Raw genomic sequence first — 12,496 nt, forward strand, 5'->3', positions numbered from 1 at the left:
TATTGCACTGTACTAAATGAATATTTTATTGATACAAAAACATTGTCCTTACTTTCTTTACAAAAAAATGACTAGAAACTGATCGTTTCTAGTCATTTTTTATGGCTATTTTTTCAAAAACTCCCTAAATTCGCTTATACGAAAGTAGCGAGCTAGCTTGTTGAACAGGTGATGAGAACATGCAAACAAGCTGCGGGATTAATCCTTTTTTAAAGGTACTTACCACGGGAGGGTCAAAGTTCCTTAGACAAATAAAGAACAAGATCGTCATTGTTACAACAAGGCACATTCATCGCACAATTCTGATTATTGAACCAAACACCAGATCCATCTGGAATATAGCCTTGTTTTACATACAGTCTCTGGGCCGATCCATAACCATTGTGTAAACCTACCCCTAATGTCACCACGGCAGCTATTTCTCGTGCCTTTTCTTCGGCTGCTTTTAAAAGCTGACTGCCTACCCCTTGTTTTTGATAAGATTCAAAAACATTAAAATCCACAATTTCTGGGTACAAGCCTTTAAATGGTCCGTGCTTTGCTAGAGGGACCAATGTCAAATACCCGGCAGTTTTGTTGTTTATTTTGGCAAGCAAAATGTATCTCTCCCCCGCTTCTTGCTCGTTTAAATACTCCATCAAGAGCTGCTGGCGAGAAGGCCACCCTTGCTTTAAAAACATTTGATCCATTTCAAGGATATCTTTTTTCTTCAACGGTTGAATGTCTATGATCACTTATTGCTCCATTTCTCCCCTCACTCGGAGTTACGTTCATTTTATCAAAATACTATTGGCTTTTGTTTCACTTGTCGCTAAACTTATTCATCATAAAGAAAACAACAGGGATTGTCAGCGATGTGCCCTTTCACCCAATTCCTCTAACAATCAGCTAAATGTCGCTTCCCACCCATCATAAAGCTTTCGAAATGTCTCTTTTGGTCGATTTGGCTCATTATAAACTTTTTGGCTAATGGCCGTTTGGAGCCAAAAAATCGCTTGGATCACTTCACGACTAGTCTGAGCCTCAGGTACATCCGCCCAGACGGATAAAGCGATCGCCTGTGTTTGGGCAAGCTGTTCCTGTGCAACTGGTTGTCCATTGGCAAACGTCGTCAACTGGAATTCATTGCTGATTTTTTCGTAAGTTGGGTAGGTATACCCTGCCGCTTCTCCTAAGACATAATAGAAAAAATTATCATTGTGATTGACCATGGTATAGCCCTTTTCAAAAAAGACATCCGCCGACGCCATATTCTGGTTCCAACGGGTCCAATAGGAGATTTGACAATTCTCCGTCAACGTTGTCTGCTCTTGGCGATTCAAGCGGTAAAAACCATCATTCCAGACCCGCACAACAAAGCCGAGACTTTCAACAAAGGCCGCCAGCTCATTGACATAATCAATAAAGACTTCGATTCCGCTGGCTTTTTCCCCATAACGCTCGCGGGCAGCTTCGATCATTTGTGGAAAGTTTTCTAACTGGTCAAAATCAATAAACTCATCGGCCCCGATGTGAAAATAGGTGCTGTCTTCAAACAGTTGCGCATATTCTCGATAAACTTCCTGAATAAAGGCTACCGCTTCTGAATCCAAAATGTTCAGTGCTCGATCATCACGAGTGCCAGCTGCTGTCGGCAATTGCCATTGAGGTTTTTGTGCTAGGACTTGACGCAAATGACCAGGAGAATCAAAATCAGGGATAATGGCAATTTCATGGTTTTGAGCATACGCAATCAATTCACGAATTTCTTGCTTGGTCAAACATTCTTCCGAAACAATTTCTGGAAATTGCTGGGATTCAATCCGAAAGCCTTCGTTTTCCGAAAAATGAAGTTGCAGATGCGTGAATTGGAAGCAAGCCATGCTGCGGACGATTGCTTTCAAATCAGCAAGCGAATAAAATTTGCGCCCGATATCGATCATCAGACAGCGTTCTTTAAGCGCTGCTATATAGCTTTTCTGTGCTAATTGACCCGTCGCCTGATCTCGGCCATATTTGGTTAACGCGTAAAAGGCATGTTCTGGCGAGGACACACTGATTGTTTGGTTTTCAAATCGAAAATCAGCATCCAGCTGCGGATCGATCACTATTTTCGGTAACGGATCTTTCGCCGACTGCCAACCTATTTCCTCAAAAAAGACGGCTGCTCGTTGCTGAACTTTTGTCAAATCAACTTGTTTGTTCATCTCATTTTCCCCCATACTTTCAATAATTTCTCATTTTTTGGTTCATTTCACGGTATTGCCCTGGTGTCACACCCACTATTTTTCGGAACTTTCTCGTATAATTGGAAACATCATAATACCCATTGTTGCGAATAATTTCTTTGATTGGCAAATCTGTTTCAATCAGTTCCTCTTTGATTTTTTTCAGTCTTAGTTCTTGAATATATTTGGAGAAGGTTTTGCCGCTTTCTTTTTTTACAAAACGGCTGACATAAGAGACAGAAACACCAACCTCCTCTGCCACCGATTCCAAGGAGAGCTGTGAGGAATGGTAATTTTCTTGGATAAAACTGAAGATTTTCTCATTCATTTCCGACTCGTCATCCAGCGGCTGTTTCTGCACCTTCGTGCAAATCTGCTGGGCAATCGTTAACAAGGCAGACTGCAATTGATTCAAGCTGTTGAAATCAGCACTTTCAGAAGCGGTATGCAGTACTTCTGCCCCCACCAATTCACCGCCGACTTGCGCGATCGTATTCAACAAGTAGTAGCCATACATTTTTTGGACACGAGGCGAAGTCTGTTTACTCTCGCCTTCTTCGATTAACCGCTGGATCGTTTCACTGGCAATCTCAATATTTCCTTGATTCAAGGCTTGGATCAATTTTAATTTTTGATTGTCTGGGTAATTGATTGGCAAATGATTGGTCTCTTTGGAAAGCTCCGCATAGTAGCTGATTTGCTTGCCTTGACTCCCTTGATTTTCCAGTGCTGCCAACCCTTCGATATAGGATTCATTGATGGCGGTTAGTTGATCGACCGTCATACCGACACCCATTGTGGGTGTTAGGGAGATCGCATGGGTAATTTTTTCCGCAATGGCATCCACAATTTCTTGTTGTTCTTTGCCATCAACAAACCCTACGGTCAAGGCTAACATTTCTTTGGATAAAATTTCCGTCGCATATGCCGTATAATCCGCCTCTTTGATTTCCTCGATATAATCGATCAGAAATTTTTTATCTCCTTGCTTGGCTTTGGAATCCACAGTTTTCGTATCGATGGCGATCACAAAGTAATTTGACTTAGGAAAGCAGACATGAACCGCTTCTAAAAGCAAAGCCAGTTCTTGCTCGGACCGAAAACGTCCGCTCATTAATTTGCGCAGCACTTGCTCTCTGGCATGAGGTGTTTGCAGGCGGACTTCCTGATGTAGTTCTTGGTGCTCAACCAAAAATGCCGCCAAGGTATTATGGACATCATCCATCGAATGAAGGGTCATTTTGGGGTCCCGATGAAACTCCTGAACCAGATTTTCGATTTTGCGAATCGGCCGATAACTGCGTAAACCAAGCATCACGACTGCGGTGATCCCCGTAAACAATATGGCAATAAATACTAGGACGAACTGCTCTTGGACACGGTTGACTGAAGCCAGCGCTTGATTCGGATTAGCAACGGCTACCACTGAAATATTCAATTCATTATTGGCAATCGCTTGAACAAAATACGTTGATTGTTCAAACCGCATTCGTCCTGTTTGAATGCCTTTTTTCATGCGTTCGGGATGATTTAAAAAGCGCGCTAACTCATCATTGGTGGTACTGGCTAATAACTGGTACTCATCATTGATAATATAGGTGTTACTGATCCCATCGTTATTGCTAAGATCAAGAATTCTCTTCAAATTGTTCTCTTTGATTTCATAGATCGCTGAGCCATAGACAGTCATCTCTTCACTTTGAATGGGAACGATATAAAAAAAGCGGGAATAGCGCTGTTCCTCACCGGCGCCTTCTAATGTCAACAATGTAGGCGCTGAGGAATCCAATTGTGCGGCTAACTGTTCCTGGCCCATTTCATTTTTCGGCAGTACTTTTTTCAAAAATGTGTCAAAAGAGAATGATCCTACGGTTGAATACAAGGTTGCTGGGGACTCTTTATAATATAAATAGACTTCTTCGACTAAGTCGTTGGTGATTTTGTATGTTTGCATGGCCTCTCTTGCTTCTTTGGTCAAGTAAGGATGCTGCAAATATTTCATTGAGACAACATGATCATTGGTCATTTTTTGCGTCAGATAATTCAATTGAATAAACGTATTTTCTAAAGAATATTTCAACTGAATCAATTGGTTTCTAGCGGTCAGCATCACCTGTTCATTGATACTTTTGACAGAGGTATCATACCAAATCCATGACACGGCTAAAAAAGGCACTAAAAATACGATTAAATAAGAGCTGATGGCACGAATGATTCCCCTAAATAGTTTTTGACGATTCAGTTCCGTGTACTTTCCCATTTGCATCACCTATTCTCTGTTATTTCGAAAGCTCAAAAACGCTTTCATTTATCGGTACTTATTTAGGAGAAAAGAATGTATGATACTCTAATAAAATACGCTTTATTTTAATAAAAAACAATGCTTTTTTACAAGTCAGCTATCAGGCTTGTATTTTCTTAACCAGTTATAACAAGCGCCCAATAAATTAGATTCATTGCCGAAACGACAGGCACAAATGTTTGGCACGATAACAGTACTAGGAATCTGCTCAGCAATCATAGCTAATCGTGCGTTTACATGTGGGATCAAGAAACGGCTCGCACTGATTCCACCGCCAATCAAGATGATTTCCGGATCAATCATATATTGCAGGCTATAGCAAGCTGCCGCCAGTTTATCGACAAAATCAGCTACTACTGGCAGACATCGCGGATCTTGTTCTTGAACCAGTGTATCAATACGCTGGCCATTGATTGTTGGGTCTCCGATACGTTTTGCTGTTTTCTCTACTAATGTTCTGGTTGACCCTGCAATGCTCCAAAGTTCCCAATCCTTCCTTTCGGTCGGAAAAAGCAGATAACCAAACTCTCCTGCTAGTAAGTGTTTGCCGCGAATCAATTGATGATCGATCATCAAGCCACCGCCAACGGATGTACCTAGGACAATTGTCGCAAAGGACGCACAATTTTGAGCGTGACCCAACCATTTTTCTGCCAATAACGCACAGTTGCCATCATTTTCGGCAGCCACTGGACATTGGTATGTACTGCGCAAATGCTTAACCAGTCTTTTACCAAATCCTTCATATAAAGGTGATGTCATCCCGATTTCTTGGCTTCGGGGATCAACCAGTCCCGTTGAGCTAATAGCGATGCCATCAAATGCTGCTGCATAGAATGCATCGATCTGTCGACATATACGTTGCGTGACTGTGGAATATTCCTTGTTCATAGGAAATTGAGTCAATTGTCTGCGTTCCCCTTGACTATTCACTAACCCACATTTAATAGCAGTACCGCCAATATCAATTGCTAAAATCCACATTTTCTTGACCTCACAAGGTTTTCTTTTGTCTTGCATTCAGTATACGCAACCAATGTTTTCAGCGACCATATGTATTTCTTGCAACAATATGTCAAATCCGTCCAAGCCATAAAAAAGCCCGCAACGAAAGATATCTTGCATTTAGAAAGAATATACATTGTACATACAGAGATAGCTTCTCTGCTTATTTTTTTAGCACTTGAAAGACCTGGTTTAACGTTCAGCTTCACAAAAATGTTCATCATGCAAAGCTAAAAAATAGAACTATTAGATACAATGTCTGAGAATTTTATAAACAAAGGAATCAGCTACTCCCGTTTTTTCTATTAAGATAAGCTATAAACAAAAAAACCGTCACGCATAAGACATCCTCTCATGCGTGATCGGCATTCTACTTACTCATTGAATTTTAGGAATAGATCAAACAATTTTAAGAACTTAGTTGCAGACTCTTGGTGTCACAACAAAAAATCTATTCGCAGTAAACTAATTTTGTTCTGTTCTTACACTCTGGTCACTTATTGCTCATTTGATTCATAAAACCTCAATAAAGCGCTTGTGCTCGTTCAATACAATTCCTGCTCCAAATAATCCACCAACGGAACCAAGTATTTTTTATCCGTCCAATCGCAATCTTGTCCATTGGCTTCCATGAGTACCTTCGTCTGTGGGTCATAGGTGTGTGGCTCTTTTTTAGCGGCCGCTTTTCTTAACATTTTCACTAAGGTTCGATCGAAAAAGTTCATTTTGCTTTCCTGCCATTGTCCTCTTCCGTAAAAAAAGGGGATGTCCTTTAGCGGACCCGTGAGATTCTGTTCTCTGAGTTTTTTCACTACCACTTTTTCAGGAACAGAAGCTCCCGCACAAAAGATGAGTATCTCTTTGCCTTTTAGCTGATTGCTATTCTTTTTTAAAAAGGACAGTCCAGCAATACCCGAAGCATAGATTCCCCCACAGAAGATAATTGTGTCATAATCCATTACTTCAGCTATTTTGGCTTTTGGGGTTTCTAGGCAGGGAAAACCTGTTGCTTCTTGAAGCCAGTGGACATACTTTTTGACAGCGCCGTATTTCGATTGATAAACAATAATGCCATTTTTCATGAGGAATTCCTCCCTGCAGTTAGGACTGCGACCTACTTTTTGCGCCATCTATTGCCTGTTTCAAAAACATCTCGTAAGCTTTTTCCTGTTGTGCATAGATTTCATCTAGTGGAATACCAGGTGTCGTTACTGCGAAAATCGTACCGATTCCGATCGTGTAAATGAGCATATGCAAGTGCAGCTGTTTGGCGGTTTCTATGCTAATATTCAAATCGGCGGCAATCCTTTGGGCTACTTGAGGATTCGTCTCCAACTGATACAGCTCTTCTAATGACGAAACATTCGCTCTTTTTTGTAAGACAAAAATTCTCAAAATTTGGGGTTCTTCTTTCGCCAATTGCAAATATGCGTGTCCGGTGCTGCGAAACAGATCCTGGGAGTCACTATGGGCTTCTAAAAACTCTTGTAAAAATTGCCGTGCTCTCTGCTCTACTTCTGTCCGCAGTCCTTCCATATTGGTGCAATAACTATAAATGGGCTGGACTGAACAGCCTAACCTTTCCGCAATATTTTTGACAATCACTTGCTCCATACCGCCTTTTCGAGCAATCTCAAAAGCGGCATCAACCACCATTTCCTTTGTTATTCGTTGTTTTGGCATCCAAGACCCTCCTTAAGCACAAGTCACATTATATAAACGATTTATATAACTCGATTATATTCTTTTGTTCCTGCGAAGTCAATCGGATCCAAGACACTACTCCCTCACTCTTTCTATTGAATAAAGAGCTGTCGGTTTCTCCCAAATCATCGTTCATAGGTTGTAAATCTTGCATTACTTCCCAGTGATTGCTGGCTCTTTTATCCGCACAAAAAAGGTACAGCCCACAGAAAAAGGCTGTACCGTTGATAATACGTATGGACTCTTTTGCACTCGAAGCTGCTAAACTTCTGGGGTGTCCTCTGGTGGTGCTTCGAGGATTGGTTCTTCCTCTTCATACAAGGAGGAAACCCGCGTATACCATTCAAACACATGGGTAATGATCACCTTGGCAGCCGCATAGACAGGAATCCCTAAAATGACCCCAACAAGACCAAATAGTTTTCCTGAAGTCAAGAGGACTAAAAGAATCGTGACAGGATGGATCGACAATTCGTTTCCTAAAACTAACGGTGAGATCAAGCGTCCTTCAATGGTCTGCTCAATGACAAAGACGATCAGGACTTGGATCAGCAATACCGGCCCACCAACAATTCCTAAAAAGACCGCTGGAATCATGGCCAAAAAAGATCCTAAATAAGGGATCAAATTTAAAAAGCCAGCTGCAATCCCCAGTGTGATGGCATAATCTAAGCCAATAATACTAAAGCCGATCATAAACATCACTGCGACCGCAAACGCCACTGTCAGCTGTCCCCGAATATAGGAGGATACCTGGTCATTCATTTCTTTTAAAACGATCAGTGACGGCTGGCGCATTTTGGTTGGTAAAAATTTGACAAAATAAGGGGCTAGTTTGCGGCCATCTTTCAGTAGGTAGAACAAAATAAACGGCATGGTAATGACCGCTAAAACGATCGTCGCAACGGCCCCGAAGAAACTACCTAGATTTTGAATCGTACTGCGGGAAAGATTTTGGACGATATCCGTCAGAGAAGAAATCAACTTCTCATTGGAAGCTTCGATCTGATCTTGGACTTGCGAGAAGATTGGATCAGACAAGATTTCATTCACCTTATTCTCAATAATCGTCAAATACCCCGGCAGATTATCCGCAAAACTCATGGATTGCTCTTGGATCTTAGGAATGATGACCACCACCCCCCAGACAATCAGACCAACCACCAAAACAAAAAGACCAAAAATACTGTAAATTCGTTTGATTCCTTTGCGCTCCAAATAGTCAACAGTGGGATTCATCAAGTAATACAAGATCCCCGCCAAAATGATTGGCAATCCGACGATGGCTAAAAATTGCCAGACAGGCTCAAACAAATATGAAACTTTCGTGAAGAGCAGCAAAATTAAGAGAATCAATAAAATGACCAGCAAGCTGGTCACTGCTTGATTGTTTAAAAACCATTTCCAAAACCAGGAATGCGGCTTTTTCTGCGTTTCTTTCATGACATTCTTTGCCTCCTAGTTGTACGTCACTTGCATGCCGACTTCTAGGTTCGGCAAAACAGTTGGCGTTAAATAAATCGCACTTGAAAGCGGTTCTTCAGCCGGCACTTCGTCAAAGACAAAGGTCACATGCTGGATCGTTTGCAGGATTTGGTTAGCCACCGTTCCTACATATTGGACTTGATAGGTCTGATCACCAAAAGTAATCTGATCCTCTTTCTTTACGACTAACTCTTGCGAATCAGGAATCGTTTGGATGACTGAATATTCTCGCAATGTATCGGTCGCTTCTTCCCCAAAGAAGATGATCATTCTTTCTTGCGAATCGATCGCCTGTGGACCAATTTCTTTGATCGTCCCTTTTTTCATATGACAAACTCCCCTTTCTATCTTCTCGTTTATTATAACATAAAGAGTTTTTCTACCCGCCCAAAACCGCATTCTATGGTAGAATTAAATAGGAATGAAACTATTAGGAGGTTTTTTTATGTTGCAAACGATTTATTTAGGTACGTACACTCGTCGCGAAAGTAAAGGGATCTATTCGATCGCTTTAGATACGGAAAAAGGAACACTGACCGATTTGACCTTATGCGCGGAAGAAAAAAGTCCGACTTATCTTGCCCGCAGTAAAAAAGAAGCAGTTTACAGCGTCACAGAAGTAGCTGGCAACGGCGGCGCCGCTGCTTATACCCCAGACTTTACCTTGCTGAATACCGCAACGGAAGAAGGCGCACCCCTTTGCTATGTAGCAGTTGATGAAACCCGTCAGCTTTTATATGGTGCCAACTACCATAAAGGTGAAGTGAATGTTTATAAAATTCTAGAGGATGGCAGCATCGAAGCAACGGACAGCATCTACCATGATGAACCCGTCGGCTCTCATGAAAACCAAGACAAACCTCATGTCCACTATACTGACTTAACACCAGACCAACGTTTAGCAGTTTGTGACCTTGGAACAGACCGGGTCTATACTTATGATATTTCAGAAGATGGCAAACTGACAGAAGTAGCTGTCTATGTGGCAGAAGACGGAACTGGTCCTCGTCACTTAGTCTTCCATCCAAATAACCAATACGCTTACTTAGTGGGCGAATTAGACAGCTCATTGACTGTTTTACGCTACAATCAAGCAGATGGCAGTTTTGAGAAAATCCAAAAGGTGCCAACGATCCCTGCGGACTTTACGGATTTCAACAGTGGCGCTGCGGTACGTATCTCGAACGATGGACGTTTTGTTTACAGCTCAAATCGCGGCCATAATTCAATCGCTGTTTTTGAAGTAACCGATGAAGGCGCTGGCCTGGCTTTTGTTCAATCAATCTCAACAGAAGGCGACTTCCCTCGCGATTTCGATTTGGACCCGACAAACGATTATCTGGTTTGTGCCAACCAAAATTCTGATAACCTAACGTTATACAAACGCGATGAAGCCACTGGCAAATTGACTGTCTTAGAAAAAGACATCTACGCACCAGAATGTGTCTGCGTCTTATTCAAAAAATAAAGTTTTGGAGGATTCCCCCATGTTTGATAAAACACCGAAGGAACTCGTGCTCAAAGATTTTTCTAATATCTACAATAAATGTCAATCAACCTTTGAACTAGTGACGAGCCGCAAATACAATGAATCATTGGTCCTATTAACGACTGCGGAAACGTATGCGATCGCTGAAAAAGCCTATATTCGCTGCGATACTGCCAAAGAGCTGCAAACAGCGGAAGTCATTGCTTTCTTTGATGCTTTTGAGATCTATTATTTTGAATTAAAACAAGTCCTTTTTCATGATGACGATGATTTTGTTTCTTTAAAAAATCGTTTAGAAAAAATGAAAGACACTTACGAAGCATTGACAGCCTCATTTCATTTGTTATGATGAAATCAAATCAAAAGTGAAAAAGGTGACGTTATGAACCAAGAACAAGTGTTGGATCGTTTACGAGAAGAATTGGCCATGCCATTTTTCGAAGCAAAACTAGAAGACAAAGACTATTCCGAAGAAGACTATCAACAAGTCAAAGCGGATTTGGTAAAATACTTTGATGACTATGTACGTAATGTAGAAAATTAAGAAACAGCCTGCGATGATTCATTCATCGCAGGCTGTTTTGCTATTATAACGTCACTAGAAAGTTTTGATTCGTCGTGGCTTCGATCTGAGGATGCTGTTTCAAATAGTCAGCAATCAGTTCCGTCATATCGACTTGAATCTCACGAACGATTTTTTCGGCAGAAAACATGGCGTAGTTGCCACCGCCCACGGCACGGTATTGGTTGATGACGATCTCTAATTCTTGGTCCATCGCAATGGCTTTTTCTTCAAAGTCCAAACGGGTGATTCGTTGACCAACGGGTTGACTAAGATCGATCGTATACTCGATGCCTTCATACATATCGTAGTTATAATATTGCGGTTTTGGTTCAATAAAAGCAGGATTGAAAACGATCTGACCGTCAACAACGGCTAAATAATCCGCCGTTTGTTCTAAAGCAGCTTTTAATTCGGCACCTGTTATTTTGACTACAGCTAACGTATTTGGGTAAATATAATTGGTAATCACATCCCGCATCGTGATGGTTGCGCCAAAGCCTTTGCCTTCATTGTTGAAAAGAGCAGTGCCAGAAATTTTGGCGCCACTGGCAGCCATCTGAACACGATTGATGAATTCAATATAAGGATGCTCTTTCAAGCGTGCCCCCATCGGATCGGTGATTCGCATATCCCCACTGACTTTGCCTAACGGCTGATCTAGCCATGTTTGTAACTCTTCTTCGATGGGTGCTAACAAAGCCAACGTCTCTTGATCTGGGACAGCATCCGCAACAGGGATCAACGCAGCCGTACTGTTTGTGACATGAACCCCTGTCTGATTTTTTTCAACCGTCAATTCGATGGCGCCGATAAAGCTTCCACGATAACCGGGCTGCACAACAGGGACACCATTGATTTTTGTGGCGATCTCACGATGTTGGTGTCCTGTGAAGAAGGCATCGATTCCTGAGACTTCCTGCAATAATTGATAGCCCTCATTTTCGCCGGTCAATAATTCAGTCGGTTCCCCAGTGACTAAATCACGCTCGAAGCCGCCATGATAACTGACAACAACAATATCGGCTTGTTCTCGTAAGTAAGGTACATAGTTTTTCGCTGTCTCAACGATGCTGACAAACTGCATCCCGCGAATCGTCGCAGGCTGTTCCCAGTGAGGAATATAGGGCGTCACCATTCCTAAGATCGCGATCTTGACCCCTTCTTTTTCAATGATGGTGTAGGCTTGTCCAAAAAATGGTTCTCCCGCTTCATTTAAAATATTCGCTGCCAGTACTGGTGTTTGGTAGCTGGCGATCGCTTCTTGCAAATAAGGCAGACCGTAGTTGAACTCATGATTGCCTAAGACATGAACATCAACGTCTAGGTGGTTGACGACAGCGGTCAATGCGGCAACGGAGTGCTGGCTTTTGGCAATGTAATAGCTTAAGGGCGAGCCTTGGATAAAGTCGCCATTTTCGATCGTTACGACCGGTCCGGTGGCTGCTTGGCGCAGTTCTTTCATTTTGGTGGCAACTTTTGCCACGCCGAATCCTTGTTCCGTGTCATCGGCAAAATTGGTTGGATAGACATAGCCATGCATATCGCTCGTTTCTAAAAACGTGATTTTCATTCAAAAGACTCCTTTTCCTCTCAATACACCAAAAGGGCATGCGCATAAGTCGAAAACCCTCGAAAGCCAGCAAATTCTGCTTCCTTGCGTCTTCAAACCTTATGATACAAACCCTTTGGTGTTTCATCTCAGGTGTTTCCCTGATTATACCCTATTTTGACGAAGAAAT

Annotated in this window: 12 protein-coding genes; 3 read left to right on the top strand and 9 right to left on the bottom strand. The window is 42.0% G+C overall.

The window, feature by feature from the left end:
- Positions 1-233: 233 nt before the first annotated feature.
- The 8 genes from IGI86_RS14760 to IGI86_RS14795 all read right to left on the bottom strand — a co-directional run bounded on the left by IGI86_RS14760 (position 234) and on the right by IGI86_RS14795 (position 9,030).
- Positions 234-734: a GNAT family N-acetyltransferase gene (locus tag IGI86_RS14760; protein ID WP_005233764.1), complete on the bottom strand. Its 501-nt coding sequence runs from the start codon at positions 732-734 to the stop codon at positions 234-236.
- Between the two features lie 150 nt (positions 735-884).
- Positions 885-2,186 carry a family 20 glycosylhydrolase gene (locus tag IGI86_RS14765; RefSeq protein WP_430617505.1) on the bottom strand — a complete coding sequence of 434 codons (1,302 nt, stop codon included), beginning with the start codon at positions 2,184-2,186 and terminating at the stop codon, positions 885-887.
- 19 nt (positions 2,187-2,205) lie between these two features.
- The gene (locus IGI86_RS14770; RefSeq protein WP_430617506.1) at positions 2,206-4,473 is read right to left on the bottom strand and encodes a helix-turn-helix domain-containing protein; all 2,268 of its coding nucleotides are present in this window, start codon (positions 4,471-4,473) and stop codon (positions 2,206-2,208) included.
- 129 nt (positions 4,474-4,602) lie between these two features.
- Complete coding sequence (locus tag IGI86_RS14775) at positions 4,603-5,529, bottom strand: ROK family protein (protein ID WP_101699360.1); 927 nt, start codon at positions 5,527-5,529, stop codon at positions 4,603-4,605.
- 530 nt (positions 5,530-6,059) lie between these two features.
- A complete protein-coding gene (locus tag IGI86_RS14780) occupies positions 6,060-6,596 on the bottom strand; it encodes a flavodoxin domain-containing protein (protein WP_008379457.1) in 537 nt (178 codons plus the stop codon).
- Positions 6,597-6,615: 19 nt separating this feature from the next.
- Positions 6,616-7,197 carry a TetR/AcrR family transcriptional regulator gene (locus IGI86_RS14785; RefSeq protein ID WP_008379456.1) on the bottom strand — a complete coding sequence of 194 codons (582 nt, stop codon included), beginning with the start codon at positions 7,195-7,197 and terminating at the stop codon, positions 6,616-6,618.
- A 282-nt stretch (positions 7,198-7,479) separates the two neighbouring features.
- Entirely contained in the window at positions 7,480-8,661 is a 1,182-nt protein-coding gene (locus tag IGI86_RS14790; RefSeq protein ID WP_005233743.1) for an AI-2E family transporter, read from the bottom strand.
- Positions 8,662-8,676: 15 nt separating this feature from the next.
- Entirely contained in the window at positions 8,677-9,030 is a 354-nt protein-coding gene (locus IGI86_RS14795) for a PTS glucitol/sorbitol transporter subunit IIA (protein WP_008379455.1), read from the bottom strand.
- Between the two features lie 118 nt (positions 9,031-9,148).
- Between IGI86_RS14795 and IGI86_RS14800 the strand changes: the two genes are divergently transcribed.
- Genes IGI86_RS14800 through IGI86_RS14810 form a run of 3 tightly spaced genes read left to right on the top strand, consistent with a single transcriptional unit; the run spans position 9,149 to position 10,736 of the window.
- Positions 9,149-10,171: a lactonase family protein gene (locus IGI86_RS14800; protein WP_008379454.1), complete on the top strand. Its 1,023-nt coding sequence runs from the start codon at positions 9,149-9,151 to the stop codon at positions 10,169-10,171.
- A gap of 19 nt (positions 10,172-10,190) precedes the next feature.
- Positions 10,191-10,541, top strand: a complete 351-nt coding sequence (locus IGI86_RS14805; RefSeq protein WP_005233740.1) for a hypothetical protein — start codon at positions 10,191-10,193, stop codon at positions 10,539-10,541.
- A 33-nt stretch (positions 10,542-10,574) separates the two neighbouring features.
- Entirely contained in the window at positions 10,575-10,736 is a 162-nt protein-coding gene (locus tag IGI86_RS14810) for a hypothetical protein (protein WP_005233739.1), read from the top strand.
- Between the two features lie 43 nt (positions 10,737-10,779).
- Here IGI86_RS14810 and IGI86_RS14815 read toward each other — a convergent pair whose 3' ends face one another.
- The gene (locus IGI86_RS14815; protein ID WP_005228018.1) at positions 10,780-12,327 is read right to left on the bottom strand and encodes a bifunctional metallophosphatase/5'-nucleotidase; all 1,548 of its coding nucleotides are present in this window, start codon (positions 12,325-12,327) and stop codon (positions 10,780-10,782) included.
- Positions 12,328-12,496: the final 169 nt, after the last annotated feature.

It is taken from the genome of Enterococcus sp. AZ188 (assembly GCF_050544075.1).
GTDB lineage: Bacteria > Bacillota > Bacilli > Lactobacillales > Enterococcaceae > Enterococcus_D > Enterococcus_D entomosocium.

Coding starts and splice junctions, on each gene's coding strand:
- IGI86_RS14765 (WP_430617505.1), bottom strand. CDS start 2,186: ATGAACAAACAAGTTGATTTGACAAAAGTTCAGCAACGAGCAGCCGTC.
- IGI86_RS14770 (WP_430617506.1), bottom strand. CDS start 4,473: ATGCAAATGGGAAAGTACACGGAACTGAATCGTCAAAAACTATTTAGG.
- IGI86_RS14775 (WP_101699360.1), bottom strand. CDS start 5,529: ATGCAAGACAAAAGAAAACCTTGTGAGGTCAAGAAAATGTGGATTTTA.
- IGI86_RS14780 (WP_008379457.1), bottom strand. CDS start 6,596: ATGAAAAATGGCATTATTGTTTATCAATCGAAATACGGCGCTGTCAAA.
- IGI86_RS14785 (WP_008379456.1), bottom strand. CDS start 7,197: ATGCCAAAACAACGAATAACAAAGGAAATGGTGGTTGATGCCGCTTTT.
- IGI86_RS14790 (WP_005233743.1), bottom strand. CDS start 8,661: ATGAAAGAAACGCAGAAAAAGCCGCATTCCTGGTTTTGGAAATGGTTT.
- IGI86_RS14795 (WP_008379455.1), bottom strand. CDS start 9,030: ATGAAAAAAGGGACGATCAAAGAAATTGGTCCACAGGCGATCGATTCG.
- IGI86_RS14800 (WP_008379454.1), top strand. CDS start 9,149: ATGTTGCAAACGATTTATTTAGGTACGTACACTCGTCGCGAAAGTAAA.
- IGI86_RS14805 (WP_005233740.1), top strand. CDS start 10,191: ATGTTTGATAAAACACCGAAGGAACTCGTGCTCAAAGATTTTTCTAAT.
- IGI86_RS14810 (WP_005233739.1), top strand. CDS start 10,575: ATGAACCAAGAACAAGTGTTGGATCGTTTACGAGAAGAATTGGCCATG.
- IGI86_RS14815 (WP_005228018.1), bottom strand. CDS start 12,327: ATGAAAATCACGTTTTTAGAAACGAGCGATATGCATGGCTATGTCTAT.